Origin of the sequence: Streptomyces sp. NPDC050703 (assembly GCF_040654435.1) — a bacterium.
Lineage (GTDB): Bacteria > Actinomycetota > Actinomycetes > Streptomycetales > Streptomycetaceae > Streptomyces.
Window position 1 is genome coordinate 1 of sequence record NZ_JBFAHX010000016.1, and the last position, 26,987, is coordinate 26,987.

The following is a 26,987-nucleotide window of genomic DNA, read 5'->3' on the forward strand; positions in this document are numbered from 1 at the left end:
GTGCTGGCCGCCCGCTCCGGCGGCCTCACCGAGGACGGCGACATCATCGCCGAGCACACCCGGCACACCGTGGACCTGCTGCTGGAGCGCTCCCGCGTGCTGGCCGACCGCGTAGCGGCGGAACAGGCCGCCGTGGTGGGCCTGTCCTACCGGCTGGCCGACGGCAGCGCCCAGCCGGTCACCACCCGCGGCCTCGAAGTCACCGTCGACTCCGCGTCCTGGTGACGCTCGGGGCCGCCGGCCCCAGACGAGGTCAGGGAGGAAGGCGGCGGCGTGCGCCTCCTCGACGAGGCGCAGGTGAAGCAGGGTGTCGGTGGTCTCGAACCGTACGTCGGGTTCGAATCCGGCGTCGCGGCACAGGGCCACGGCCCAGTGCCGCGCTGCCGTGCCCTCGGGTTCCCTCACCCAGGCGTGGTCCGCCAGTGAGCACAGCGCCGTCATCGGGGCGTCGGTGTCCGCTCCGTCGGCCGTTCCCCGCGGTGCGAGCGGCAGCACGAGGCGCAGGTGGTCGTCGAGCAGGTCCGCCTGTTCGAGTTCGCTCGCCCAGGGCGAGGCGGTGACCATCGGAGCGGACGACGACGCGGAGGAGATCCTGCGCACGATGACCGCGCACCAGGTACGCCGCCTGCCGGTGATCGACGGCCACGACCTGGTCGGCATGGTCGCCCAGGCCGACGTCGCCCGCGCGCTGCCCGACCCGAAGGTCGGCGACCTCCTTGAGGCCCTCTCGACCGACTGAACCGCCTGGCCGCCCAGTTGTTGCGGGGCGGCACGTTGGTGACACCGGTCCTACGCTTCCCTGTCCGCCTAGCGCGGCTAAGGAGTGGTTGTCGATAGCGTCTTGCGGAGCAGCGCCCGGATGTGGGCAGGGTCGGCCTCGTGGTCGTCGAGAAGGATCGCTGTGCACAGGCCGTCGGACAGGGCAACGAAGGCTTCGATCGCGTTCGCGTCGCCGGTCTGTGTTCGGGCGAGTTCTGCGACGTTGTCGCGCCAGCGTCGCGCTACAGGTCGTAGGGCGGGTCGGCGAGCCGCCAGGGTGGACAGCTCTCGTTCGGCGAGTGCGCGCTCACGGCCGGGGCCGGCCGATTCCGCGATGAGCTGGGCGAGGCCATCGAGCGGGTCGTCCTCGGTGTCGATGAGCCGGCGGATGCGCTGGGTGTACGCGTCTGTGACGCTGGTGAGAGCCGCTACCAGCAGGTCGTCCAGGGTGGCGAAGTAGTAGAGGGTCAGGCTGGTGGTGATCCCGGCCTCTTTGGCGACGGTTCGGTGGGTGACTCCGGTGGCACCATCCCGGCGGACGATCGTGAGAGTTGCCTCGATGATCTGGGCCCGGCGGCGTTGACCGCGCAGTTTGCGCCCATCGACCGTGTCTTCTTCAGCCGCCATCATCTCCACCTTCATTGCCGATCCGGGGCGTCGAGGTTATCCGCCGCCTTCAGGGTTGCGTCGCCGAGGGGGCGGATGTGCCGCAGTGTTGTGTAGCAGGCCAGGGAAGCTGCGGCTACCGCAATGCCGGCTGCGACGGCGGTGGTGTTGAGTCCGCCGGTGAAGGCGGCTCGTGCGGGTTCCAAAGCCCAGTCCGGCAGCTGGTCCGCGAGGGACGATGCTCCGGAGAGACTGTTGCTGTAAGTGTCGACCGCGGGTGGGGAAAGCTCTGCTGGTACCTCGATGTCGGTGCGATAGATCGCCGTGGTCAGGCTGCCCAGGAGTGCGACCCCTGTCGCGATGCCGAGCTCTTGAACGGTCTCCGACAGAGCGGCGGCTGATCCGGACTTCTCCGGGGGTGCCGCACCCACGACGATGTCAGTACCCAATGCGGCGATGACCCCGAGGCCGAGGTAGACGAGCGCGAATCCGCCGACCACGCTCGGCTTGCTGTCAGCCCCAGCAAGTGCAAGCAGGGCGTATCCGAACAGTGACAGCGCCAAGGTCGCCGACATGACGATGCCCGGTGACACACGACGTGCCAGCAGCGGTGCACCGATGGCCCCGATGAGCATGGCCAGTGCGGGCGGCCCCATCCACAGCCCAGCCGTGGTCGGTGAAAGGCCCTCGACGAGCTGTAGGTACTGGGTGACCAGGAACATCACTCCACCGAAGCCGACCAAGCCGATCAACAGGACGGTCAGCGCGGCGGAAAAGATCCGGCTGGTGAAGAGATTCATGTCCAGCAGTGGCTCTTCCAGGCTCAGCTGGCGACGCACGAAGGCGACCGTCGAGGCGCCGCCGAGAAGAAAGGCGACCAGCGCCTGGGTGTCGATGCTATGGGCGGCCGCGTGCTTGATCGTGTAGATGGTCGGCAGGAGCGCGGCCAGGGACAGACCAATACTCAGCAGGTCGGGCCGACCGGCGCGGGTCTGGAACTCGGGCAGTAGCGTCGGCGCACCAGCCAGCACGAGGAGGGCAACCGGTACGGCGATGAGGAAGACTGCGCCCCACCAGAAGCCGGCGACCAGCACACCGCCCACGATCGGGCCCGCGGCCATGCCGAGGGCGAACATCGTGGCCCATACGCCGATCGCCAGCGCCCGTTGCCGGACGTCGTGGAACATGTTGCTGATCAACGACAGCGTCGAGGGCATGAGTGTTGCTCCGGCTACTCCAAGCAGTGCCCGCGCCACGATCAGCCACAGGGCGGTGGGGGCGAACGCCGCGAGCACCGAGGCCGCGCCGAACGCTGCTGCACCGATCATCAGCAGGCGCCGTCGTCCGACCCGATCGCCCAGCGTTCCCATGGTGATCAGGAACGCCGCGATGAGGAAGCCGTAGGCGTCCATGATCCACAGCGTTTCTGTCGCGGTGGGACTCAGGTCAGCGGACAGGCTCGGAACGACGAGGTAGAGCGCCGTCACGTCGAGCCCTAACAGCATGGTCGGCAACGCCAGCAGCGCGAGACCGCCCCATTCTCGCCACCCGGCACGTGCGGACTGTCCCACGCTCATTACATCTCCCCGCCATGATAGTTGAACGTACGTACTACTTGTACCATAGTTCAATTCATGGGCATGAGTGGAATCAGGAATCTCCCGGAGGTGCGCGTCGAAGTGGGTCAACCGTTGGCGTCGCTACGGCGAGCTCGGCTTGCGGGCGCGGGCGCGGGGCTCGGACTCGCCGAGGTGGGCCTCGCCCCCGGCCACGTCCTCGGAACCATGACGTGCCTGGGTCATCCAGACTCGGCGCCGTGCAGGACACTGTTCCGCACGCCCACACACGCTCGGCTCCAGCGCAGGAACCGTGTGGGAGCTGACCGAGGCCATACGTGTCACCTGCAGCGGACGGCCATCGACGACGGCTCGCTCACCTTGGCCCTCGCGCCGGGTGGACTGCGGGGAGCTGTTCCAGGGTCGGGGCCCCGCCCACCGATCGGATCGATCGGCCCGCGCAGGCCGGCATCCGCCCCCGGCATCGACCCGCGATCGGGCCCGATCGGCCGTCCGGGCCCGTCGGACGATCCGTCGAGAGTCCCTCAGAGGTCCGTAAGGGGCCCGTCGGTGCCGGACCTCCGACGGACACCGACACCCGCCCGTCAGTCTGCCGCCGGGCCGGCCGGGGCGCAGCCGGACCAGTGCGGACCGCCGTAGGGCGCTCTGTTGGTGGCCGCCTCTGCCTGCGAGACGACGGAACTTCCCGCCGCCAGCGCGCCCCACCCGAGGGCAACTTGCAGTGCGGGTGGTCCGGGCGCATGGCGCTGCCCAACTCGTTCGCCGCATGGGCTGCTTGAGGAAACTGCGGACCTCATTCTGGAACCAATTCTGGAACCATCAGTGACTGGGGCGGGTTTACGGGTGAGGGTTCAGCCCGTGCTGATCCGCCACTCCTGGGCGTGATCGGGGCTGCGCTCCCAGAATTCCGCCAGCGCGGCCTCATCCGTGAGCGGTGCCCGGAGGCCCAGGTATTGGGTGGTCAGGAGGTGGTTGCGCAGTGCGTACACCCCCGGAGCCCGTTCTTCCAGGGTCCACCTCTGGTACGGGTAGCCCTCGCACGTGGCCTGCTTTGCCTGGCTTCCGTTGGCTCCGTTCATGTCGCGGGTGGCCACCAGGCATTTATCGCTGTTGACGTTGGCGATGGCCACGCCCTGTTCCAGCACGACGATGCGCCAGCTTTCGTCGGCGGCGCCCGAACAGGTGCGTTGCAGCGCCCACTCCAGTTCCGCGCGGCTCGCGTTTCGTATGCCCAGACACTTGCCGCTCGTGGTGTTCACGATCGTGGTGCGCCACTCGTGCGGTGGCCGGCGCTGCTCGAAACGGACCCCTGCCGAGCCGTTGCAGGGCCACTGCTGCAGTTCGGCGCGGTCGGCCACCGACGCGGCCGCGACGCCGACGCACTTGTGCGGGCTCGCCGTCATCGGATGCAGCCACGCGCCATCACCGCTGTCCGCCGTACGGAAGTTCGCACCGGGCTGGGCACCGCAGCGTTCCTGACGCACCGGAGCACCGTCGGCGGAACTCGACTCCGCCACCGCCAGGCACAACCCGCTGGCGGCGTTGACCACCTGGACCAGGTCCGAGCCCAGGGAGGACTGGCGCAGGATCCACAGGGAGCCGCGCTTGCCCACGCAGTGACGCTGCCGGACCGGCTCCCCGCTCGCGGTCGAGGCCGCTTCCAGGCACATCCCGCTGTGCAAGGCGACGATGTTGGTCTCGGACGCGGCACCTCGGACGGAGACCTTGGCCGTGCCGTCCGGGACGTCCGCCGGGGCCGCGTACGCCGTGCTCGTCATCGCTGCCAGCACCGCGGCGGCGATCCAGGCGGCCCACACGACCCATCTGCTCCTCGCCGCCCTCCCGGGGCTTCGGGACGACGGCTCATCTCGCTGGTGCGTCTGCCGGTGCATCGGCCCGCCCTTTCCGTCAGCTCAGCTCAGTGCAGGACGGAGGCGCAGCGTAGGGCGGACTGCTGACGGGTCGCTGACGGCTTGCCTCCGCGGCGTCTGGGCCTACGGGGTGCGGTGGTGGGTGGCGTCAGCGGCGCGCCGGCGCGGCAACCTCGACCGCAACCTTCTCGGCCCCGATCCGCCGCATGCGCGCGGCCCCCCATGCTCCCAGGGAGGCCAGGGCGGCATTGAGCGAGATTCCGTGTTCCGTGAGGGAGTACTCGACCTTGGGCGGCACCTCGCGGTACACCTCCCGATGCACGAGCCCGTCCTCCTCCATCTCCCGCAGGTGCTGGATCAGCATCTTCTCGCTGACGCCCGGCAGACCACGGCGGAGCTCGGCGAACCGGCGGGTCCCGTGGTGCTGCAGTTCCCACAGGATCAGCGACTTCCACTTGCCGGCGACCACGTCCATCGCCGCGTCGATGCCGCAGAAGTAGGGACCCCGCCGTGCTGTTGTTGCCATCTGCTGTCTGCGCCTCCGCTTCAAGAGGTGCTTACCCAAAGGTGAGTACCCCACTAATTAGTCCGTACTGGCCAACTCTACAAGCGGCGCTGAGGATGTGAACCGAACGTCGCACACGAGAGGAAGCCCGGAAATGACGACCCATGACCATGCCCAGGTGAGCGTGCTCGGACTGGGGGCGATGGGCAGTGCCCTCGCGGGCGCCCTGGTGAGGGCCGGGTACGCGACCACGGTCTGGAACCGTTCGCCGGGGAAGGCGGACGACCTCCTCGCGCAGGGCGCGTCGGTGGCGGCCACGGCCGGTGACGCGGTCCGCGCCGGCGAACTGGTGATCGCTTGTCTGCTGGACCACGCGTCGGTCCACGAGGTGCTCGATCCGCTCTGCGAGGAGCTGACCGGGCGCACTCTGGTCAACGTGACGACGACGTCCCCGGCGCAGGCGCGGGAGCTGTCCGACTGGGCCGCCCGTGCCGGCATCACGTATCTGGACGCCGGCATCATGGCCGTGCCGCAGATGATCGGCCGGCCTGGGTCATCGCTCCTCTACAGCGGATCGGCCGCGGCCTTCGACCAGTACAAGCCGCTCCTCGACCTGTGGGGAGCCAGTACCTACTTCGGTGACGACGCCGGGCTGGCGTCCCTGTACGACCTCGCCCTGCTCGCGGGCATGTACGTCATGTTCGCCGGTTTTCTGCACGGTGTGGCCATGGTGGCGCCTGCCGGGGTGACGGCGGGCGAGTTCGCCACCATGGCCACACCCTGGTTGACCGCCATGACCGGCTCCTTCCAGGGCTTCGCCGCGGTGATCGACGGCGGGGACTACACCGTCGAAGGGCAGCAGAGCCTCGTCTTCTCCGACCAGAGCGACCTCCTGGCCGCCAGCGCCGATCAGGGCATCAGCACCGAGGTGGTCGCCATGCTGCAACGGCTCATCCAGCGCCAGATCGACGCGGGCCACGGAGCGGAAGGCTTCGCCCGGATCATCGAGAGCATCAAGCAGCCCGGCTGAGGCTCGACCGGCGGGTCATGGGCGGTTCAGGGGTGCACCGAGGCTGGGAGCCAGTCCCCCCCCCCCGATCACGTTGACCCCTCCTGGCCGGGTCTCTGCGAGCCCTTAGCCCACAGGGAGGCGCCCGGCTCGTGTGGGACCTCCTGCGTCGCGCCTTCCACGCGCGGACATGACCATATGCGGGATGATCGAAAACGGTTTGCGCACAGGGGCAGCGGATGGATAGACGTGGCGGCCAGGCCCCTGCCACGAGGGTGGGGCACAACGTCAAGGGAAAGGGCGAGTCGGTGCTTACAACGACCTCTTCGAGATAGCGCGGGAGGGGGACAGTCGAAAGGCCCTGGCCGGGTTTCTCCAGGAGGCCGTTTCAGACCTGTCGGACAACGAATCGGCTCGGGATAACGTAACTCCGGTCCACTTCCTGGAGGGCCGGGGCGCCTGGCCGCAAGCCATGCCTGGATGGTGTGCCATCGCAGTGAGCCCGTACCGGGCAGCCCACGTTGGACCTTGCTGGCTCAGATGGTCATGGCTGGCCGCATCTACGAGTGACACGACTTCGCCGTCAGAGCGATGACACGGGGAAGCGATGACACGGGGGGAGGAAGACTGCGTGGCGTTGGTCCGTCGCAAGCAGTCCGCGGTCTTGGTTGAGCGCCTTGGTTGAGCGGCGTTTGCCCTGGCCGCGGGACGCCGACGAGGAGATCATCGACGCCTGGCCTGAGCAAAGGGCTTGAAGAGCAGCCAGGGGCAGTACACAGGCTGCCCGCCGAGTGACGAGAACCGGGTTCCGTAATGCTTGATAGAGAACGAATCGATATCGACGATCCGGAAGTGGATATGGATGAGGCTCAGCGCCTGCTCTACCGGGGCGGACTCTTCACAGGGGAGGCAGTGGAATATCTCGGCGAAATATTAATCAGCTTGGATAACTACACCGACGGAATACAGAACGGCCTGTCGCTCGAATGGTATGAGGACGGAACATTGCGATCCGAGGGGACCGTGCGCATGGGCCTACCATGCGGCGAGGTCAAAGAATGGCACCCCAACGGCGCGCTGGCGCGCCGCAAAGTGTTCGACGACGATGGCACGGCACTCAGGGAAGAGTTCACATGGGACGCGAACGGCCAGCCCGTGCGGAGTTGGCGGCTTGCCGGAACGTAGCCTCACCTGACGGTGATTCATGCACCGGGAGCAGCGCGTAGACGCGGCAGCCCAGCACTACCAAAGCCCTAACTGTCGGAACCTGCCTCCAAGCCCCGTATCGGCACCATGTCCACGCCGGGAACGAGCTGTCCAGCGGCCAAATACCCTGCAGGACCTCGGCGTCAGCGACGTCGTCCGGAACGATCAGCTACCCGGCACGGCTGTGGGCCGGCCTTGGGGGTCAGCCAGGCCAGCAGGACGTCAAGGCCGGCCTGCACCGCGAAGGCCTGCCATTCCGGGGCACTAGCATCAAGACATGGCCGATACCGCTGCGGTCGACGCCGACGAGGACGCGCAGCCGTCATGACTGTCGACGACCAGGACGTACGCCGAATCCACCGGCTGCCGGTGGACCGAAGGGCAGCCGCCGTCCTGACGGCCTGGGCGGCTGCCACGGGCGAGAGCACCCTCGACGCCACGCATCTGGACCTTTCAGGTGCCGATCTCTCCGGCGCCGATCTCGGTCTTGCCCTGTTCTGCCCATCTGTGGCGCGAGGCGTCCGGCTGCGGGAAGCGGATCTGTACCGGGCGAATCTCGGGTGGGCGGATATGGAAGGCGCGGATCTGACGCGGGCAGTGCTGGTTAAGGCCGAGCTCACCGAGACCATCCTGCGCGACGCCGATCTGACCGGCGTCAACCTTGGCAGCGGGGACCTCTACGACGTCGACGCGCGTGGGGCTTGCCTTCGCACAGCCCGACTGAACGGTGCAACGCTGCTCGGCAACACCCGCCTGAACGCGCCGACCTGACAGACGTCACCGTTGCGAACACCAGCTTCCACGCCACCCTCGACGACGCCGCCCGCATCACCGGAATGAACGGCACCCTCTTCGGGCCGACCTACGTCACCACCCCAGACGGCACCCAACACGAACTGGTCGGCCTGACACTTGAGTCGTGGCTCACCGAGCGCGGCGCAGCCGTCCAAGTCCTCAACTCCCCCGCCATCACCACGACGTACTAGGGTCCGTCTTCAAAGATCATCCGGGGTGGTAGATCATGGTGCCGTAGTACGTCTTCACGAACTGACTCATCGTGAGCGGGAGTTACTCGCTCCGCTGATACCCCGGGCCGCGACCGGGCGGCCTCGCGCGGAGGACCGGCAGGGGCATCAACAGGATGGTCCACAAGATCCACACCGGGGCCTCCTGGCGTGACCTGCCGGAACGCTACGGGTCGTGGAAGCCGTGTACACCCGCTTCCGCCGCCACGCCCTCGACGGAGTGTTCCCCCGAGCCTTGCAGCAGATCCAGGCCCACGCCGACGCGGCCGGCGGCATCGACTGGCTGGTACAGATCGATTCCGCCATCGTCCGCGCCCACCAGCACGCCGCCGCCACCGGCCGAAAAGGGGGCAGGGTCGGCAGGACAAAGCGGACGAGCACGCCCTCTGCTGGAACGAATCCGTGTTCCCCGCACCGGCCTGGGCCGGCCGCGGTGCAGGCCCGACCAGGTCATCGGCACCGGCTGAGGCGCGGTGGCTACGTGGGCCGACCGCCAGGGTTCGACTGAGAGACCTACCGGCGGCGCAACATCATCGAGCGCTGCCTCAGAGCCTGTGTCATAACCGGCTCAAGGGCTTTCGCGGGATCGTCACCGGATACGAAAAGACGGCCACTTTCTACGAAGCGGCGGTCACCCTCGCATCAGCCCTGCTCTGGGCAAGATCCGTACGAAGACGGACCCTAGTGCGCATAGATCTGCCTGAAAACTTGCACGGCGACCGCGGAGGTGGCACATCCCAGCGCGCACCACCACCGCGTACGCCCCCGCTCAAAGGCCTCAGCGCCTCCGGCAGTCGATCACGACTCGTCGTTCACCCACAGCTGCCACTTGCCGCTGCTGGGGTTCTTCTTGCAGTCCCACTCGGAGTAGATGGAGTTCCGGCCGTCGGCCTGGCACGCGGACAGGGTGCGGTAGGTGCCCACATAGATCCACGACATCGCGCCGAACTCGCCCGCGGCCTTGTCGGCGATCTTGTCGGCGGCCTCGCTCGTGCCGGAAGACGCGGTGGCCTTCGCGGTGCCGGTCCAGTGCATGTCGGACACCGCGGGCGTCGCCGCGAGCGCGGTGGTCAGAGCCGTCGCGGACACGAGCAGGGCGGCCTGCTTCACGTGACGCACAGGTCTTCCCTTCGTCGGAGTGGAGCTGTGGCAGAACGGGAGCGGGGGCCGGCGCCGCGGACAGCGAGGTGTCCGGCGGCGCCGCCCCCTCCCCCCATGAGCCGGGATGCTGGTGCGTTCTCCCGGCCCTGCCAGTGTTGGCCGCCGACTGTCATTGATCGACTCGTTTCGGACTGGCCCGAAACGAAAGTCGCGGGGAGGATCGCCCGGGTGACGCTGCGCATCCACTTCACCGCCGAGGACCTGGCCCGCACCCGACTGGCCTCGGCGCCACGGCCCTTGCTCGAACTGGAGATCGCCGTCCGGTTGCTGCAAGAACGCTCCCACCCGGTCCGGTTCGACGCCTGGCGCAGCCGGGCGGCCCGGCACATGGCGCCCCGGATGCGGACGTTGTGCGAGTTGATCCCCGCCACCGGCGCGGCGGTGGACTTCCTGGACCTGAGCGGTGAGGGTCACCCGGACGACCTGGTCGACCGGCTGCGCGGCACACCTGCCGGCCGGGTCCGGAAGGATCTGCAGCAGTGGGCCACCGACCGCCCCGCGGGCTTCTCGTCCGACGTCCGCTCGCTCGGCGACGACCCCTCCCTGGTCAGTGTGTTGGCGGACACGGTCGCCCATGCCCATCAGCACTTCATCGCGCCCTACTGGTCACGCATCGACAGGCTCGCCCAGGTAGACCGGACCCGCAGACTCCGGCAACTGGCCGGGCACGGCGTCGAGCGTCTCCTGAGCGGGCTCAACCCCCGCTACATCGCCTGGCATCCGCCCGTCCTGCATCTGACCATGGCTTCCGGGCGCGACGCCGACGTCCGTCTCGGCGGGCGCGGGCTCCTCCTGATCCCGACCCTGTTCGGCTCGCACTATCCCGCTCTGGACGACACCGCCGAACCCCAGCCGTGGATCACCTATCCCCTGCACGACGACCGGCCGGGCGCGGTGTCCGCCGTGTTCACCGCCGAAGCGCTGACCGGCTCCGCCGTCCCGCCCGCCCTGACCGCGCTCCTGGGCCGCACCCGTGCGACCGTGCTGCGCGTGATCGGCGACCACCCCGCCTGCACCACGGGCCAGCTCGCGGCACACGCCTGTATCGCCCTCGCGAGCGCCAGTGAACACGCCACGGTCCTGCGCCGCGCCGGACTCACCGCACAGACCCGCGACGGCAAGAGCGTCCTGCATACGCTCACACCGGCCGGACAGGTACTCCTCGACGCGGGCACGGGCTGACAGCCTCCCGCTCCCCCTCCGGGCCGCCGGAAGGAGTCAGAAGAATCCGGGACTTTCGGCAGTGCGGTCGGCAGGTGGTAGGCGCGGTCTGCGCTGGGGTGATTACGACCCACTCGAACTCCACCTCGGGGCCCGCGGCGTCGACGAACGCGTCACGTCCTCGGCGGGCGGTAGCAAGCAGGGCGGGGCGTCGGCCGCCGTACCGCGTCGCCGTCGGTTCGCCGCCGCCTTCCCTGGCCGGCGCGTCCTGGACCTGGCCACCGGTACCGGCGCGGTGGTTATCGCCCTGGCCGAGCGGGGAGTGGACGTCCTGGCCGTCGACCCCCGTGCGGAGATGCTGGACGAGGCCCAGCGTATCGCCGCCGGGCGCGACGTCACGAACGTCGAGTGGTGGCAGGGCAGTTCGCGCGAGTTGCCGGACTTCGACGGCGTTTGCCTGGTGATCATCGGGGACGCCTTCCGCTGGATGGTTGTCCGCGCACAGGCCCTGGCCGTCCTCGGCGCCGGTCTTGTGTACGGCGGCATCGGCCTGCTGCCTCGTCATGGCGGTACGCGGCGAGTTGGAGGGCTTCTTCCTCGTCATCATCCTCAGTCTGGTCGACACCGGACTCCAGGACCCGGTCCTCAACGTCGTCGACATGGCCGGCCTGCACGCGCTTCCTCTGTACGGCACGTGCCAGTTCACGCTGGCCGCGGTCTTCACGTCCTTCACCTCCTGGCCCACCGCCTCCTCTCGTTCACCTGGACCGCCGCCGCCAGTGCCCTGGGCACTGCTGGCCTTCCGCGCGCGGCCCGCTCCCACTGCCGGATCGTCCACTAGGCGGACGTCGGGGCCTCGCGCCGATGACCGCGGCGCCACCGCGTGGGCGAGTCACGTCATCTCCTCGGCGCCGGCTCCCGCCCGGCCGCGTCATGAGCCTCCGGAGGCGCGTGAGTCCCGAGAAGTTCACGCACGCCTCTGGGGGTTCGGTGGCGGAAGTGGAAAACTCGCAGGGCTCACTCGGCGCTTCGAACAGGTCGGGCGCCGCCCCTACGACGGGAGACCGATCAACGATGTTCACTCTGGTACGGAGCAGACTGCGGATGGCCGCGCTCGCGCTCTCGACCGTCGCGGCCCTCACGACCGCCGCGACCGCAACGACCGGCGCGGCAGCGGCCCCCGCTCCCACGCCCGCGCCCGCGCCCGCGCCCGCGAAACAAGGACCGACCTCGGTGGCGTACGTCGAGGTGAACGACAACAGCATGCGCAACGTGGGCAAGTACACCCTCACCAACGGCGGCGGGAACGTCTTCGACGTCGCCGTGATCTTCGCGGCCAACATCAACTACGACACGACCACGAAGGCGGCGTACCTGCACTTCAACGAGAACGTGCAGCGCGTCCTTGACAACGCTGTCACAGAGATACGGCCGCTCCGGCCAAGGGCATCAAGGTCGTCCTCTCGGTGCTCGGGAACCACCAAGGCGCGGGCTTCGCCAACTTCCCGTCGCAGCAGGCTGCCTCGGCGTTCGCGAAGCAACTGTCCGGCACCGTCACCAAGTACGGCCTCGACGGCATCGACTTCGACGACGAGTACGCCGAGTACGGGAGGAACGGCACCGGTCAGCCCAACAGCAGCTCGTTCGTCCACCTGGTGACGGCGCTCCGCGCGAACATGCCGGACAAGATCATCAGCCTCTACAACATCGGTCCGTCCGCGTCGCGCCTCTCCTACGGCGGCGTCGACATCTCCTCAAAGTTCGACTACGCCTGGAACCCGTACTACGGCAGCTGGCAGGTCCCCGGGATCGCGCTTCCCAAGTCGAAGCTGTCGCCGGCGGCCGTCGAGATCGGCCGGACCTCGCAGAGCACGGCCGCCGGCCTCGCCCGCCGCACCGTCCGTGACGGGTACGGCGTGTACCTGACGTACAACCTCGACGGCACCGATCGCAGCGCCGACGTCTCCGCGTTCACCAGGGAGCTGTACGGCAGCGGCGCCACGTACACGCCGTAGGGCGAACGCACGCCCGAAGGCACGTCCTCTCTTGGGGGTCTTCGGGGTCTTCGGGGCATTTGGGGCCTTCGGGGCTTCGGGGTCTTGTCACATCCACACGCGGGCATGAACCGCGTGCGCCGCGCCTTTGACAACGATGTCTAAGGCGCGGTGCGGTGCGGTGCGATGCGATGGCGTCCGGAACAAGCGCGCGGGGCGGATCGCCTCTGTCCGCTCGGGCCCCCGCCGTCCGCGTTGGCTGTTGTACGCCCCCCGGCAACCCGCCCCCCCCCGGCCCATGGGGGGCAAGAGGCAGGCCGCACTTGACACTTCTCCTGCCGTTCGTGCCGTCCTCCACCGACACAGAGGGCGGGGCGGGGTCGGTCCCGCGAAATGTAAGGAGTGCGCTCTCGACGTCACGTTCCCCGAGAGCATCGCGGGTGAGCCGGCTGCCGGGGCGCCCGACATGCCGTGCGTGGCCCGCGGTGTCGCGGTGATGTCCGCGATGCGCCGCGGCGGGCCGCCGATGCCGGAGCGCCACGGCGGCGCTCAGCAGCCGCGCGCCTCCGGGAACGGCTGTCGGGAACAGCTTTCGGCAACCGGGCGCGGATCACGTCCCGGTGAGGCGACCCGCTCCCCTGTCCGCGACCCGGCCTTCCAGACGGGCGTTCAGGCGGTCCCGCAGTTCGTACCCCTCCGCGCCGGACACCTGCTCGTACACCGCGAGGGCCTCGGCCCAGCAGGTACGGGCCCGCGCCGACTCCCCTCGCTCCTCCATGGCGTCACCGAGCACGACGAGAACATCCGCTCTGCGCCGGTCGCCCCCCACTCGTCCCAGGACCGCGAGCGCCTGTTCGGCTTCCGCGGCCGCCCGAGCGGGCCGGCCCGCGCCGAGGTGTATCTCGGCGCGCCGGTGATGCACCATGCCCTCCCCCAGTGCCTGCGTGCAGTCCTCGTAGATCCCCAGCGCCTGGTCCAGTTGTTCCAGTGCTTCGGGGATCTGTCCGGCGGCGGACAGGGCGAGCCCCAGCGCGTATCGCGATTCGGCGAGGGCGAGGGTGGCGGCTTCGGGGCCGAGCCGCTCGATGGCCTCCTCGGCGAGCGCGATCGCGCTGCGGACGTTGCCCAGGCTGGCCTCGACGTGGGAGAGCTGGCACAGTGCGCTGGCCACGCCGAACGGATTGTCGTCCTCGCGGAACCGTGACAGGGCCTCCCGAAGGGAACGGTCCGCCGCCGTGTAGCGGTGCTCCTGGAGCGCGATGACACCGCGGTCGTACGGCACCCAGGCGCTGGTCACCGGGTCGTCGATCGCCACGGCCAGTGCCAGGGCACGCTGCGCCTGCGCATCGGCCTCCCGCAAGTTCCCCGCCGTCAGGTGGACCGCGGTGAGCGCGGCACAGGCGCGCCCCTCGGCCCGGGCGTCGTGTGCCTCGTGTGCGGCGCGCTGCGCCACAGCCGCCGTGTCCTGGTACTGCCGGAAGTTCCCTGAACCGACGATGTCCTTCACGCTCCACAGCAGATCGATCGCCCTGCGCAGTTCGGGGCCGTGGATGAGCTGGCGGGCACAGGACAGGATGCACTGCGCCTCGGACGCCAGCCAGCGCCGGGCGTCCTCCAGGTACGAGAACTCGACCCCGGGATACCGGACGGGTTCCAGGTGCTCCACGCTCCGGTCACCGGGATGCTCCACGGCGTACACCCCGGTCGCGGTGGCGAGGTAGAAGTCGAGGAGGCGGGTCAGCGCCGCCTGCCGCTCACGTGCCGGGTGTTCGTCCCGTTCGGCGCAGACGCGGGCGTACAGCCTCGTGAGGTCGTGGTACCGATAGCGTCCCGGCGCCGACGCCTCCAGGAAGCCGGTGTCCACGAGCGCCTCGAAGATGTCCTCCGTGTCCTCGGCCGGCTGGGCGAGCATCGCGGCGGCGGCGGCGAGGGAGATGTCCGGCCCGTCGGCGAGGCCGACGAGACGGAAGGCGCGCGCCTGCGCCGGATCCAGTTGCCCGTACCCCATTTCGAAGGTCGCCTTGACCGCGAGATCACCGGCCTGCAGTTCGTCGAGACGGCGACGCTCGTCGGAGAGTTTGGCGGCGAGGACGGACACGGTCCACGTGCGGCGGGCCGCGAGGCGCGAGGCCGCGATCCGGATCGCCAGCGGAAGGAACCCGCAAGCGGCGACCACGTCGAGGGCGGCACCGCGTTCGGTCCGGACACGGTCGCTCCCCACGATCCTGGTGAACAGTTGCAGCGCCTCCTCGGGGCTCATCACATCGAGGTCCACCAGGTGGGCCCCCGCCAGATCCACCATGCGGACGCGGCTGGTGACGAGCGTGGCGCAGCCTTCGGCGCTGGGGATGAGCGGCCGTACTTGTGCGGCGTCGCGGGCGTTGTCCAGGAGCACCAGCATCCGGCGGCCGTCGAGGGCCGAGCGGTACAGCGCCGAGCGTTCCTCCAGCGAGTCGGGGATCGCCGAGTCCTCCACGCCCAGAGCGCGCAGGAAGGACCCGAGTGCCGTCTCGGGCTCCGTCGGCCGGGCCCCGCTTCCCTGGAGATCCGCGTACAGCTGTCCGTCGGGAAAGCTGTGGCGTGCCTGCTGGGCGACGTGCACGGCAAGGGTGGTCTTGCCGACGCCTCCGATTCCCGCCAGGGCGGAGATCGCCACGACGGCGCCGGCCGAGTCGGCCAGCAGGTCGCCGAGTTCGCGCACGAAGGCCGCGCGGCCGGTGAAGTCGGGTACGGTCGCGGGCAGTTGGGACGGCCGTACGGTACTCGACCTCGGTTCGCGGCGCGGTGCGGTCACGTCCCCGAGGCTCCGGTCGGCGGTGAGGATCCGCTGGTGCAGTTCGCGCAGGCCGCGGCTGGGGGGCACGCCCAGCGCGTCGGCGAGCAGGCGCCGGGTGTCCGCGTACACGGCCAGGGCCTCGGCTTGGCGGCCGCTTCGGTACAGAGCGAGCATGAGCAACTCGCGCGGACGCTCGCGCAGGGGGTGGGCGGTGATGACGGCGGTGAGTTCCGACACCGCTTCGGCATGGTGGCCGAGTTCCAGGTCCACGTCCAGCCGCGCCTCCAGGAGTCGCAGCCGCCACTCCTGCAGTTTGACGCGCTGGGCCGCGGCGTATGGGCCGGGCACACCGGCCAGTGCCTCGCCGTCCCAGAGCGAGAGGGCCCTGTTCAACAGTTCGCGCGCCTGCGCTTGCTCATCGGCCGATCGGAGAGTCTCCGCGGCTTCCCACAGCTCCTCCGCGACGGCCACGTCGACGGTTCCGGTTTCGGTGCGCAGCGCGTACCCGCCGGACTCGGTGGCCAGTACGCCAGGATCGAGCAGCTTGCGGAGGCGGGACGCGTACGTACGAAGAGCGGCCATGGCCTGCGAGGGCGGGTCGTCGCCCCACAGGGCGTCGATCAGCTCCGCGGCCGTGGCGGTTCGGCCGTTGCGCAGCAGCAGGGCGGCGAGCAGGGCCCTTTGCTGTGGCGAGCCGGTGGGCAGGGGCTCCGCGCCGCGCCATGCCCGGACCGGGCCGAGCACGCTGAAGCGCAGCCTCGGTGTGCCCTCGTCGCCCCGGTCCGATGTCCTGTCCTGGTCGGCAGCCGCGCCGGGCTGCCTCGGAACGAGCTCCCGGGGTTTGGGCATCAGGGGCCTCTGGGGCGCAGGCGCCAGGCCCCGGGATTCGGTTTCCCGGCGCCGTTGGGCCTCGGGGGCTGGAACGGCGGTTCGCTGAGCAGGGTCCGTACCCCGCCGCATGACGCTCCATCTCCGCGTGGCCTCCGCGACCAGGGCCCTCACTTCCTCGATCCCGGGGCCGCTCTCCGCCGCTCGGGGCGTTTCGCCCTCCACGGCCGCGAGGCTGAGCAGCGTGGCGACCGACTGCGGGTGGTGGGCTCCCATGGTCGCCGCGGCCTTCTGGGCCGCAACGGCCAGGACATGTGCGGCTCGGCGCATGCGGTCACCGTCTCCTGCGGCCCGCGCCGACTCGAACTCGGCGGTGGCCAGCGTCACCAGCGCCGAGAGGGACTGGGGGTGCTCGGCGCCCCGCACAGCGACCAGGCGGCGGACGGCACGTTCCAAGCCGTGCAACAGCTGATCGGCGTCTTCGTGGCGGCCCTGTCCTCGCGCCGTCTCCGTCAGAACGGCGAAGACCAGGAGTCGTACGTCCGGGTCCTCCTCGGCGTCTCCGTCCGCGGCCAGGAGCTGCTGGGCCCGCCTGGCCGCTCTGTCGGCCCCTTCCGCGTCTCGCAACCGCATCTTGAGCGCCGCCAGGTTGGCGAGCGTACGCGCGTCCGTCGCGCCGCGGTCCGGGTCGAACTGGAGGGCGGAGGACAGGACGGTTGCGGCCGCGGCCAGATGTCCGCGGTCGGCCAGGGTGACGGCCAGCTGGTTGCGCGAGACGGTGTCGAGGTTCAGTCCGTCGGTGTCCCAGGCCAGTCGGGACACCACGTGCTGGAGGAGTTCCCGCGACGAGTCCTGCCGACCGAGGTGGTCCAGCAGCGCCGTGAGAAGGGCCAGGTCGTGGCTGAGGGCCGGATGGCGCAGTACGTAGGGGTCCGTCCGCAGGCGGCCGACCGCGTGCAGGGCCTGCGTGGTCGCATTTTCCTCACCTTGCACCGCGAGCGTCGCGTAGTGGACGGCGTCCTGCCATGCCTCGTTCATGCGCCGCCCCCGCTTCCCTCGCCGTCGATGAGCGCCTTGACGGCCATGAACTTGAGCTCGGCGATCTGGGACGGGTCGATGAGGCTGCGCTGCGCCCAGGCGTCGAGTTGGAGCAACAACGCTTCCGTGCCCACGAATCGAGCGGGCGTCACACTGGCCCGGGCAGGCTGCTCCGGACCTCGGTCCCGGGTCGGGGCCGGTGGGTGGTCTCCGCGAGGGTCCGGGTGAGCGGGGCCGGAGGCCGGTTCCTGGTGGTCGTCGAGGGATGGTGGCCTGAGTACGTCGATGAGGTGGACGACATCCAGGTGGTCGAAGCGGCGGATCGCTTCCCTGATGGTGGCGGCGAAGAGCACGTTGGCGGCGCGGGCCTCGGCTGCCCGGTCAGGGGCCTGCTCGATGAGGATCCCGACGACGGCGGGTGGCTGGGTGCCCCTGTTCCCCACGCCCTCGACCGGCCCTCCGGAGTAGCCGGAGTAGTCACCGAGATGCTGTTCCGCCGTGAGTTGCAACGCTTCGATGGTCGCGCCCCCGACGCAGAGATACGGTGCGGATCCGGCGCTGACCCGCCCGCTGAGACGCGCTTCGTGCGCGGCGGGCCGGTAGGGGCCACGCCATCGGTCTCCGTCGCGGGCGACATCGGCCGTGGGGATCGGCAGGGTGACCTGGTGACCGGCACCGATCTCGACAAGGGCCAGGTCCGCTTCCTTGTCCTCGCGGCAGACGCGGCCCGACACCCGGTTCCCGTCGGCCAGTTCGATACCGACGCTCTCGTCGATGGCCAGGCCGCGCAGGCAGTGCAGGGCGGTCAGCACGAACCGGCGGGTCAGCAGGAAGCCGCCGCCCAGCCGCTGCTGGGCCTGGTAGAGGTCGACCCAGTAGCCCGTGCCCTTCACGGGGTCCCCGGCGTGCGCTCCACGGTGAGAGTGACCTCGAAGGATGCCTCCGCCGATGCCTTGGACAGGATGACTCCTGCTTCGGCAGCGAGGGTCAGACCGAAGGTGACGTCCAGGCTGGTGATGCGCCAGCCGTCGCGCTCGGGGACCTGCGCCAGGGACTGCTGGGCGATGGAGGAGGCCTGGACGATCGCCTCCTCTATCTCGGGGGCACGCTCACCGAGGGACGACGTCGCCCGTGTTCTGCTGGCGATCTGCCTGTTGCCGGCTGTGTCGAGCGCGACGGTCTCGACCCTGACATCGGCCATGACTGAACTTCCCCCGTGTCGCGTCGACTTCGGCGAGTGGTGATCCCGACGGGATCCTAGCTGCGGGGCTCACGCGGTGCGAGCGCTTCTCGTACCTCCCGGGGCCGACAGCCGCCTTGAGCGCCTCGCGACCCGGTTCGGATCAGGGCCCGGTGGGGCGCCGCCCTCAGCATCCTCGTCGCAGCCGTCAACGCGGCAGGCCGCTTACGGCGTTCACGCGCAGGTGAGCCCTACCCTTATGTCGTGTCTCTTCGATCAAGTAGCTCGTTGTTCTGAGCATGATGAGTCGAGGGGATCTGACTGACGGTGAGTGACCTGTGCTGGAGCCGTTGTTGCCGGTGAGCAACAAATGGTGCGGCCGGTGGCGGGATCACCGGCAGGTGATCAACGGGATCATTCACCGGCTGGGCACCGGAGTGCAGTGGCGCGAACTGCCGGAACGCTTCGGTCCGTGGAAGACCGTCCATAAACGGCATGCGCTGTGGTCGGCCGACGGGACATGGGAGATGCTCCTGCGGCACGTCCAGGCCGCCGCCGACGCCGAGGGCGACATCAACTGGAACATCAACGTCGACTCCACCGTCGTGCGTGCTCACCAGCACGCAGCGGGCGCGCCCAAAGATCCACCGCCGCCTCCGCGGGGCTCCTCAAAAGGGGCCCCGCGAAGATCGGTTCAGCACCTGACGATGGCGGTGAGCTTGCGCGACCTGCTGGAGGGGGCGGTGAGGCTGGTGAAGGGATCGGCCGGTCCCGCGGCGGCTTGACCACGAAGATCCATGTCGCTGCGGAAGGCAACTGCCGTCCGCTGACCCTGCTCATCACGCCGGGACAGCGGGCGGACTGCACCCAGCTTGAGCCGGTCATGGACAAGATCCGCGTTCCCAGGAAGAGGCGCGGCCGCCCTCGTCGCACGCCGGACAGCGTGAGCGCCGACAAGGCATACAGCAACCGCAAGATCCGAGGCTACCTCCACAAGCGCGGCATCCGGCACGTGATTCCGGAGAAGAAGGATCACAAGGCCGCCCGCCTGCACCGCGGTTCACGCGGCGGACGGCCCCCGGGATTCGACAAGGCCCGATACAAAGATCGCAACACGGTGGAGCGGGCCATCGGAAAGCTAAAACAGTTCAGAGCCGTGGCCACTCGTTACGACAAGCGCGGATATGTCTACCTCGGCACCGTCACAGCTGCCGCACTCCTCATCTGGCTCCGCTCCTGACGGACGAGCCCACGGAGTGGAAGCATCACCAGTTACAACTCGGCATGCGGAGCCAGGATTCCCGGTCACGCTGTGACATTCCCCCAACACTCCGCACCTTCCCGCTGCACCTGTCACCTGCGCATACTCCAGGACCGCCGCGCCTTGAACTGTCGAAGGGCGATGGCCGATCAGATGGGAGCTGATGGAATAGATGACGTCCCAAACGGTCTCTGCGGCAGCCGCTGGCACGTGGATGCTCGGTGATCTCAAGGTCAACCGGATCGGTTTCGGCGCCATGCGCCTGACCGGCAGTGCCGCTTTCCACCAGGGCACTCCCAGAGACCGCAGCCAGGCGCTCGACGCACTGCGCCGCGCGGTCGAGCTCGGCGTCAACCACATCGACACCGCGGCCTTCTACTTCTCCCGGCTGCGCTCCGCCAATGAGCTGATCAACTCGGCGCTGGCGCCCTATGCGGACGATCTCGTCATCGCCACCAAAGTCGGCCCGGCCAGGGATGCTGGCGGCGAGTGGGCCACCTCGGCGCGGCCCGACCAACTGCGCGGCCAGGTCGAGGAAAATCTGCGCCAACTCGGCCGCGACCACCTCGACCTGGTCAACCTGCGCCTCATGGGCCAGGACTCCATCAGCGAGCACTTCGGAGCTCTCGCTGAACTACGCGACGCCGGGCTCATCCGCCACCTCGGCCTCTCCGGCGCTCGCCCAGAACACCTGGCCCAGGCCCAGCAGATCGCACCGGTGGTCTGCGTCCAGAACCGCTACGGCATCGACGCATCCGGCGGAAAGGACATGCTCCGGGCATGCGCAGAGCGCGGCATCGCTTTCGTGCCCTTCTTCTCCATCGCCGGTCAGGGACGCGAGGCCGGAGCCGTCCGGGCCGAGCACGACGAGGTCCAAGCTGTGGCCCGCGCGCACGGCGTCTCACCTGCGCAGGTCCGCCTGGCATGGATTCTGCAGCAAGGTGCCCATGTGCTGGCCATCCCCGGGACGGGCAACCCGGCACACCTCGTCGACAATGTGGCAGCGGGCGCACTCCGACTCGCGGCGGACGAACTCCAGCTCCTCGATTCAATCGGCCGCTCCGCATCCTGATACCAGTCACATCACACGTGCTGAAACAAACCCCACAAACCGCACGTGATCGGGGAGACAGGCTCTAGCTCGATGGGGCGCGCGCCCCGGCGTATCCGCGTCTCCAGGCGGCCTGCGCGAGTCACCCTGCCCGGAGAGGCCGAAGCAGCCGGGCCGCATCGCCCCTGGGCACGGCCGCTCGGCCGGTGAGCCCCGAGACCGTGCAGGCGGGCCCTGACGGCCTTCCCCACTTGCGCAGGGCCGCTGCCCTGACCTGCGCAGAGGAGGAGCACGAGGAACGCGGCGCCCCACGTCCGCAGGCACTCACCGTCCCAGTACACGCCCGGCCGGGGGAAGTGAGCGGGGGCGGTTGCGGGCGGGATCCCGCCCCGCCCCTCCTCTCGCCTGAACCTCCGGAGCCGTCGAGACGGGCCCGGTCGACGGCGCGCCGCGGGATGTCTTCCCGCATGGCCTGCCGCGCGACACGGGCTCGTTGTCGGCGTCGTCCCCAGGTGACACCGGCGGCGGACCCACCGTCCGGGACCCACCGTCCGGGGCCCCACCCCTGACCACGTGCCCGGCCCGGGCCCGCCATTGCGAAGCCCCTGTGAACAAGCCGGCCCTTTTGTTGACACGTACATGAGTCCTCGGCCAGGCTCCCCGCCATGCAGCCCCTCGCCGACCCGACGGTCATGCTCGTGGCGCGCCGCCACGTCGACCTGGTCCGTGTGGCGAGCGCCATCTGTCGCCGCGCTTCCTGAACCCCATCGCCTCTTCTGGTCTTCTCGTCTCTTCTCGTCTCTTCTCGTCATCTGCGGGCACGTGACGCCTCGGCGCGCCGTGCCCCGTTCAGGAGCGCCTGTGTCCTCGTACGAATCCAAGCTGTCCCGGCGTGCCTTCGGCGGCGTCGTCGGTGCCACCGCCGCGGCCGTCGGGCTTCCGGCCGCCGGGGCCGAAGCCGCGGACGGGCGCCGGGAACAGCCGTTCCGCGCCGCCTCGCACCGCCGTTCCCGGCGCCCCAACATCCTCTTCGTACTCGGTGACGACCTCGGCTGGGCCGATCTCTCCGTCTACGGCTCGCCGCACATCAAGACCCCGAACCTGGACCGCCTGGCACGCCAGGGTGTGCGGTTCACGGACGCCTACGCCGGTTCGGCGACGTGCTCCCCCACCCGCTTCAGCCTCTACACCGGACGCTTCCCCGGACGTACCGAGGGCGGCCTCGCCGAGCCCATCGCGGACAGGTCCACGGGCCTCGAACCGACCCACCCCACGCTCGCCTCGCTGCTGCGCGACGCGGGGTACGCGACCGCGCTGATCGGCAAGTGGCACTGCGGCTACCTGCCGGACCACTCCCCCACGAAGTCGGGCTGGGACGAGTTCTTCGGGAACTTCGGCGGGGCCCTGGAGTACTACTCGAAACTGGGGCTCGGCGGTGAGTACGACCTCTACGAAGGTGACGTCGCGTACAAGGACCTGCGGTACTACACGCGGATCCTGACCGAGCGGGCCGGGGAGTACATCCGGCGCGACCACGGCCGGCCGTGGCTGCTCAACCTCAACTTCACCACTCCGCACTGGCCGTGGATCGCCGAGGGGGACGAGGCGGAGAGCGCCGAGGTGGTACGGCGGATCAAGGCGGGTGACAAGGGAGCGCTGTGGCACCAGGACGGCGGTTCCGTGGCGAAGTACACGCAGCTGGTCCAGGACCTGGACCGATCCGTCGGTGAGGTGCTGCGGGTGTTGAAGGCGTCCGGGCAGGAACGGGACACCCTCGTCTTCTTCGCCTCGGACAACGGCGGTGAGCGCTTCTCGTACAACTGGCCGCTCTCCGGCGGCAAGGGTTCGCTGAAGGAGGGCGGTATCCGCGTGCCGACCCTCGTGCGCTGGCCCGCGCGGATCAACGGCGGCCAGGTCAGCCACGAGCCCGTCTTCACCCCTGACTGGACGGCGACGCTCCTGGAGGTCGGCGGGGCTCGGCCGGACGCCGCGCACCCACTGGACGGCACGAGCCTCGCCCCGTACCTGCTGAAGGGCGCGGAACTCACCGAGCGGGAGCTGTTCTGGCGGGTCAGGGGTGAGCGGGCGCTGCGGCGCGGGGAGTGGAAGTACTACCGGGGCAAGGGCGGCGCCGACCAGTTGTTCAACCTGGCCGACGATCAGCGGGAGCAGGCCGACCGGGCGGCCGCGAGGCCGGAACTGCTGGCCGAGCTGCGTACGGCCTGGGAGCGGACGGACAGGGAGCTGCTGCCCTATCCGGCGCGCTCCTGACGCCGCCGGCCGGCCGGGGTTATGACACAGGCTCTTGGGCAGTGAGCCTCTTCCAACCTCACGCCGAGGCGCGGTGTAGGACGAGGACTGCCTTCACGAAGACGGTGCTCCGGTTGGTGCCGCAGCGAAGGTGCCGCAAGAGGCCCCAGCCCTTCCCGCTGGGCGCGCACCGCATCGCCGTGCGCGCTCAGCCCTTGAGGGCTTGCTCGATCCGCTCGAAGTCCTCAGGATTGAAGTTTCCCCGGCTGATCTGCACGCTCCGGTTCTGTTTCGGCGTCACCACATGCGGATATGACGCCAGCTCCGGCACGGCGATCTTCCACATGGCCGCGATGCGTCCGAGGACGATCACCGCGTCACGGGATATGGCGCGGCGCACCAGGTGGAAGGCGAAGGACTGAGAGGGCAGCGTGTACGGGATCGGCCGCCACGATTGCGAATGATAGCCGTGGAACTGCACGGCAAGGATCTGCCGGGCGAGTTCGTCGTGGCTGTACCCCTGCTCCGTCAGGCCGTTCAGAGCTCGGGACCACCACAGCAGTCCTGGATGGTCCTTGTCGGGGTGCGTCAGGAAGTGGTTGGGAGTCCCACCGGCGTTCGCGATGTGTTGCAGGGTTCGCTCGGTCACGCCGGCCGGGCGTAGGCGGCCGGGTCTGCGTCCCGCACGCCTGGGTTGGCCAGCAGCATGACCAGGGGCGCGTCATGGAGGCCGATGAACGGTTCCGGCGGGAGTGTCAGGTTGAGCCGGTACCGCGCGTGCGAGGGGTGGACTTGGGCGCTGGCAAGGGCTTGCAGGTGCGGCAGGTCTTCGGGAACCGCGTACGGTGCGCTCCTGGTCGTGCGGGTCCACGGGTTGAGCACCTGGTCCCCCGCTATGCGCGTCGTCATGGCATGCAAGCCTACGAGCATCCTGCGAGCGGACCGTCACCGTGCCGGCCAGCCGTCGTCGCCGCCGGCGGGCGCAGGGAGCCCTTCCCATCTTGATCAGGTGGCGAGTGTCGCCCGGCGGTGCAATTTGACCATTCAGAAACGTACCGGGTGCCCGGCGAGGACGGCATCCGCGCTCGGATGTACGGCGATGCGGCGCCTCTCGTCCATGACGAGCACGGCAAGCTCAGACGGACCGCGCGCTATAGCGATTATGGCTACCACCGAGATCACTCCGATGATGTAGAAAAATCGATGCAGGGTCGCACTCCTCTTTCGTGTCCCGTTGTCGTGACCAGTGTGTGTGAGGTTCAGGCTCCGATCCCTTTGAGGAGTTCTCCGCTGATGGCAGACCGGATCGCCGCCGACCGATCCTTCTGCTCCGGGAAACGGTGGGAGCTGCAACGGGCAACCTTGTCACGGCAGCAGCGACTGGAGGCCGCGCAGGCGGTGCCGATCGGCAGCAACGTGCCGTCCAGGATCACGAACGCCTTGCCGGAGGCTGTCCTCACCGCCTCGGCGAGGGGAGGGTTGGAGCCAGAGCGGCCAGGATGTCGACGGCCTCGGTGATGTACCGGTAGGCGGTGGTGGTGCCCACACCGGACCCGGCGGCGAGCCGGCGCCATCGTGCCCCCCTTGCGCGAGACGCCGTGCGGTCACCTCACGGGCGAGGAAGCGCAGAGCGGAGGTGGCCAGATCGTCCCCGGCTGGGTAGACGAGCATGCGGAAAGCTTCTGGCAGGATGGCTTGGACCCGACACGCAGTGGTCCTGCTCCGCACGCAGGCTGAGGGGACCTCAGTGGGTGTGGGCTGAGGGAGTGTGCGGAAGAGTTCGGCGCCGATCACGAGCGCGGGGCGGTGGTCGAAGCGGAACCGAATCTATTCGTGTCCGCGTCGTGCTCGGCTATCTGCCAGCCGGGCGCGAGCTGGATCCGGTCGAGCTCGCGGCTCAGGGCCGACTCGGACTCCCCTCCGGCGTGCTCAGCTGTGTCCAGCCATGTTCAGCGAGGAGCAGTACCGCCCGGAAACTCTGCACCCAGGAGCGTGAGCAGCCCGGGGAATCTCTTCTCGATGTCCGCGCGTCGTAGTCGGATGCCCTTGCGGTTGCCGTAATCGATCTCGTCAATGAGACCTGCCTCGCGCAGGACCCGGAAGTGGTGGGTCTGGGTCTGCTTCGAGATCGGAAGATCGAACGAGTTGCAGCCCCGCTCGCTGTCGCTGTGGTCGGCGGCCAACGCCGTCATCACCGACCGACGGTGCTCGTCGGCGAGGGCGCGAAACACCGCACCCAGATCGAGCGCATCGGCCTCCGGGCCGACCAGGTTTCTCCCGGCCACGCGGCACCCCCTTTAGGTATGACTTGCATCGTACCTGAAAGGCGTGCTTCTCTGATGAGGTACGAAATTGATCGTACCTTGGTCCGGTTGCACCGCCCCGTGCCGCCGCTCCCTCAGACCCGGCCCGGCACTCGCCGGGGACCTGGTCATCGACACTCCGAGAGGTCACCGTCATGAAGAAGCCCGAGGTGCTGATAGTCGGTGCCGGAATCGCAGGGCCCGCACTCGCGTACTGGCTCTCCCGGAATGGATACCGGCCGACAGTCGTCGAGCACGCCCGGCAGCTGCGCTCCGGTGGTAGCGCGATCGTCGTGAAGGGGCCCGCGATCCCGGTCGCCGAGCGCATGGGCGTCCTCCCGCGGCTCCGCGAGCTCGCCACCCGCAATCGGTCGCTGACCCTGCTCGACCCCGACGGCAGGCGAATCCTGCAACTCCCGCTCACCTCGGACAAGGCGCCGACGGTCGAGGTGACCCGAGCCGACCTGTCCGAGGTGCTCCACCAGTGGGCGCAGACCGAGACCGAGTTCTTGTTCGACGACACGGTCACCGCTCTCGACCAGGACGAAGGCGGGGTGGACGTCACCTTCCGACGGTCCGCGCCACGACGCTTCGACTTGGTGGTCGGTGCCGACGGGATGCACTCCACCGTACGGCGCCTGGTGTTCGGCCCCGAGCGGCAGTTCGCGAGCGACCTGGGCCTGTACGGCGCGACTGTCCCGCTGGAACCCGACGCCATTGAGGACCCGACCGAGATGACGATGCTGACCGTGCCGAACCGGATGCTGGTCCTCCACCCCTCGCGGACCACCCCACTCGCGATCTTCACCTTCCGGGCCGCACAGACAGCGCCCCACGACCGCAAGAACATCGCCCTTCACAAGCAGGCCGTGGCCGACGCCTATGCCGACGTGCGGTGGCGGGCACCGGAACTCGTGGCGGCGTTCCTCGACCACCCAGCTCCGTTCTTCGACCCCCTGACCACCGTCCGGGTGCCCTCGTGGTCCCGCGGACGGGTCGTACTGCTCGGGGACGCGGCGGCGGCGACAGCTCTGCTGGGTGACGGGTCCAGCATGGCGATGACGGGCGCGTACGCCCTCGCAGGAGAGCTCGCCGCCCATCCCGGTGACCACGCCCGCGCCTTCGCCGCCTACGAGTCGCGGCTCCGCCGCGAGGTAGGCCCGCGGCAGCGACGCGTCGGTCTGCTCTCCCGGCTCATGGTGCCCCGCACCGGGCCGGGCCTCGCGGTGCGCAACGCGGTGGGCCGCGCGGTCGGTCGCACGAACCGGATCGCCTCTCGCGAAGCCGCGAACCGGTAGACCGAGCCCGCACCGACCGGTCACCGGCCGGTGCGCAGCTCCCTGTAGCTCCCAACCGGGTCGGGGCGCCGCCATGTCCGGTCTGCTGCCCCTGGGAGAAGAACCCGGACAGTTGCGCCGTCTGGAAA

General features: G+C 69.3%; 21 protein-coding genes and 9 pseudogenes. 16 read left to right on the plus strand and 14 right to left on the minus strand.

Translation table 11 applies throughout. The annotated features are described in order from the left end of the window. Positions 1-225: pseudogene (locus AB0I16_RS16970) on the plus strand (carbonic anhydrase); the annotation flags it as partial. Positions 226-297: 72 nt separating this feature from the next. Here AB0I16_RS16970 and AB0I16_RS16975 read toward each other — a convergent pair. Next, positions 298-564 (minus strand): annotated as a pseudogene (locus tag AB0I16_RS16975) (LysR family transcriptional regulator); the annotation flags it as partial. On the opposite strand from AB0I16_RS16975, the pseudogene AB0I16_RS16980 reads away from it, so the two are divergent. Continuing rightward, positions 539-739, plus strand: a pseudogene (locus AB0I16_RS16980) (CBS domain-containing protein); the annotation flags it as partial. The pseudogenes AB0I16_RS16975 and AB0I16_RS16980 overlap by 26 nt on opposite strands. Positions 740-816: 77 nt before the next feature. On the opposite strand, the gene AB0I16_RS16985 reads toward AB0I16_RS16980, so the two are convergent. Together AB0I16_RS16985 and AB0I16_RS16990 are read right to left on the minus strand one after the other, a co-directional pair. Next, positions 817-1,401, minus strand: coding sequence for a TetR family transcriptional regulator (locus AB0I16_RS16985; RefSeq protein ID WP_363250175.1), 585 nt, complete (start codon positions 1,399-1,401; stop codon positions 817-819). Further along, positions 1,398-2,942, minus strand: a complete 1,545-nt coding sequence (locus tag AB0I16_RS16990; RefSeq protein WP_363250176.1) for an MFS transporter — start codon at positions 2,940-2,942, stop codon at positions 1,398-1,400. Before AB0I16_RS16990 ends, AB0I16_RS16985 begins: the two co-directional genes overlap by 4 nt. Before the next feature lie 70 nt (positions 2,943-3,012). Here AB0I16_RS16990 and AB0I16_RS16995 point away from each other — a divergent pair. After that, positions 3,013-3,096 (plus strand): annotated as a pseudogene (locus AB0I16_RS16995) (helix-turn-helix domain-containing protein); the annotation flags it as partial. 697 nt (positions 3,097-3,793) lie between these two features. Here the strand turns inward: AB0I16_RS16995 and AB0I16_RS17000 are convergent. Continuing rightward, entirely contained in the window at positions 3,794-4,759 is a 966-nt protein-coding gene (locus AB0I16_RS17000) for an RICIN domain-containing protein (protein ID WP_363250177.1), read from the minus strand. A 202-nt stretch (positions 4,760-4,961) separates the two neighbouring features. Next, entirely contained in the window at positions 4,962-5,339 is a 378-nt protein-coding gene (locus tag AB0I16_RS17005) for a helix-turn-helix domain-containing protein (protein ID WP_363250178.1), read from the minus strand. A gap of 133 nt (positions 5,340-5,472) precedes the next feature. On the opposite strand from AB0I16_RS17005, the gene AB0I16_RS17010 reads away from it, so the two are divergent. The 5 genes and pseudogenes from AB0I16_RS17010 to AB0I16_RS17030 form a co-directional block, all read left to right on the plus strand. Then, a complete protein-coding gene (locus AB0I16_RS17010) occupies positions 5,473-6,348 on the plus strand; it encodes an NAD(P)-binding domain-containing protein (protein WP_363250179.1) in 876 nt (291 codons plus the stop codon). 792 nt (positions 6,349-7,140) lie between these two features. Then, positions 7,141-7,512, plus strand: a complete 372-nt coding sequence (locus AB0I16_RS17015) for a hypothetical protein (RefSeq protein WP_363250180.1) — start codon at positions 7,141-7,143, stop codon at positions 7,510-7,512. A gap of 345 nt (positions 7,513-7,857) precedes the next feature. Then, positions 7,858-8,304 carry a pentapeptide repeat-containing protein gene (locus AB0I16_RS17020; RefSeq protein WP_363250181.1) on the plus strand — a complete coding sequence of 149 codons (447 nt, stop codon included), beginning with the start codon at positions 7,858-7,860 and terminating at the stop codon, positions 8,302-8,304. Between the two features lie 65 nt (positions 8,305-8,369). After that, on the plus strand, positions 8,370-8,519 hold the full coding sequence (locus AB0I16_RS17025; protein ID WP_363250182.1) for a hypothetical protein: 150 nt from the start codon (positions 8,370-8,372) through the stop codon (positions 8,517-8,519). 25 nt (positions 8,520-8,544) lie between these two features. Further along, a pseudogene (locus AB0I16_RS17030) lies at positions 8,545-9,221 on the plus strand (transposase); the annotation flags it as partial. Between the two features lie 135 nt (positions 9,222-9,356). On the opposite strand, the gene AB0I16_RS17035 reads toward AB0I16_RS17030, so the two are convergent. Continuing rightward, entirely contained in the window at positions 9,357-9,677 is a 321-nt protein-coding gene (locus AB0I16_RS17035; RefSeq protein WP_363250306.1) for a hypothetical protein, read from the minus strand. A gap of 210 nt (positions 9,678-9,887) precedes the next feature. Between AB0I16_RS17035 and AB0I16_RS17040 the strand changes: the two genes are divergently transcribed. The 3 genes and pseudogenes from AB0I16_RS17040 to AB0I16_RS17050 all read left to right on the plus strand — a co-directional run bounded on the left by AB0I16_RS17040 (position 9,888) and on the right by AB0I16_RS17050 (position 12,895). Further along, the gene (locus AB0I16_RS17040) at positions 9,888-10,901 is read left to right on the plus strand and encodes a winged helix-turn-helix domain-containing protein (protein ID WP_363250307.1); all 1,014 of its coding nucleotides are present in this window, start codon (positions 9,888-9,890) and stop codon (positions 10,899-10,901) included. Between the two features lie 274 nt (positions 10,902-11,175). Beyond that, positions 11,176-11,721 (plus strand): class I SAM-dependent methyltransferase, encoded by a 546-nt coding sequence (locus AB0I16_RS17045; RefSeq protein WP_363250183.1) that lies wholly within the window; start codon positions 11,176-11,178, stop codon positions 11,719-11,721. A gap of 233 nt (positions 11,722-11,954) precedes the next feature. Next, positions 11,955-12,895, plus strand: a pseudogene (locus AB0I16_RS17050) (endo-beta-N-acetylglucosaminidase H). 589 nt (positions 12,896-13,484) lie between these two features. Here AB0I16_RS17050 and AB0I16_RS17055 read toward each other — a convergent pair. From AB0I16_RS17055 to AB0I16_RS17065, 3 genes are all read right to left on the minus strand, one after another. Next, positions 13,485-16,499, minus strand: a complete 3,015-nt coding sequence (locus AB0I16_RS17055) for a BTAD domain-containing putative transcriptional regulator (protein WP_363250292.1) — start codon at positions 16,497-16,499, stop codon at positions 13,485-13,487. 1,013 nt (positions 16,500-17,512) lie between these two features. Next, positions 17,513-18,409: a trypsin-like peptidase domain-containing protein gene (locus AB0I16_RS17060; protein WP_363250184.1), complete on the minus strand. Its 897-nt coding sequence runs from the start codon at positions 18,407-18,409 to the stop codon at positions 17,513-17,515. Beyond that, entirely contained in the window at positions 18,406-18,717 is a 312-nt protein-coding gene (locus tag AB0I16_RS17065) for a CU044_2847 family protein (RefSeq protein ID WP_363250185.1), read from the minus strand. Before AB0I16_RS17065 ends, AB0I16_RS17060 begins: the two co-directional genes overlap by 4 nt. A gap of 317 nt (positions 18,718-19,034) precedes the next feature. Here AB0I16_RS17065 and AB0I16_RS17070 point away from each other — a divergent pair. The 4 genes and pseudogenes from AB0I16_RS17070 (at position 19,035) to AB0I16_RS17085 (ending at position 23,279) form a co-directional block, all read left to right on the plus strand. Further along, positions 19,035-19,936: pseudogene (locus tag AB0I16_RS17070) on the plus strand (IS5 family transposase). A gap of 193 nt (positions 19,937-20,129) precedes the next feature. Beyond that, a complete protein-coding gene (locus AB0I16_RS17075) occupies positions 20,130-21,029 on the plus strand; it encodes an oxidoreductase (RefSeq protein ID WP_363250186.1) in 900 nt (299 codons plus the stop codon). Between the two features lie 644 nt (positions 21,030-21,673). Then, a complete protein-coding gene (locus AB0I16_RS17080) occupies positions 21,674-21,769 on the plus strand; it encodes a putative leader peptide (protein ID WP_363250187.1) in 96 nt (31 codons plus the stop codon). Between the two features lie 100 nt (positions 21,770-21,869). Next, positions 21,870-23,279: a sulfatase-like hydrolase/transferase gene (locus AB0I16_RS17085; protein ID WP_363250188.1), complete on the plus strand. Its 1,410-nt coding sequence runs from the start codon at positions 21,870-21,872 to the stop codon at positions 23,277-23,279. Between the two features lie 58 nt (positions 23,280-23,337). Here the strand turns inward: AB0I16_RS17085 and AB0I16_RS17090 are convergent. The 5 genes and pseudogenes from AB0I16_RS17090 to AB0I16_RS17110 all read right to left on the minus strand — a co-directional run. Further along, positions 23,338-23,433: pseudogene (locus AB0I16_RS17090) on the minus strand (IS5/IS1182 family transposase); the annotation flags it as partial. Between the two features lie 33 nt (positions 23,434-23,466). Continuing rightward, positions 23,467-23,907 (minus strand): hypothetical protein, encoded by a 441-nt coding sequence (locus tag AB0I16_RS17095; protein WP_363250189.1) that lies wholly within the window; start codon positions 23,905-23,907, stop codon positions 23,467-23,469. After that, complete coding sequence (locus tag AB0I16_RS17100) at positions 23,904-24,167, minus strand: hypothetical protein (protein WP_363250190.1); 264 nt, start codon at positions 24,165-24,167, stop codon at positions 23,904-23,906. Before AB0I16_RS17100 ends, AB0I16_RS17095 begins: the two co-directional genes overlap by 4 nt. 494 nt (positions 24,168-24,661) lie before the next feature. Next, positions 24,662-24,929: pseudogene (locus tag AB0I16_RS17105) on the minus strand (IS5/IS1182 family transposase); the annotation flags it as partial. Positions 24,930-25,207: 278 nt separating this feature from the next. Further along, positions 25,208-25,543 carry a winged helix-turn-helix domain-containing protein gene (locus AB0I16_RS17110; RefSeq protein WP_363250191.1) on the minus strand — a complete coding sequence of 112 codons (336 nt, stop codon included), beginning with the start codon at positions 25,541-25,543 and terminating at the stop codon, positions 25,208-25,210. A gap of 173 nt (positions 25,544-25,716) precedes the next feature. On the opposite strand from AB0I16_RS17110, the gene AB0I16_RS17115 reads away from it, so the two are divergent. Next, positions 25,717-26,859 (plus strand): FAD-dependent monooxygenase, encoded by a 1,143-nt coding sequence (locus AB0I16_RS17115; RefSeq protein WP_363250192.1) that lies wholly within the window; start codon positions 25,717-25,719, stop codon positions 26,857-26,859. Positions 26,860-26,987: the final 128 nt, after the last annotated feature.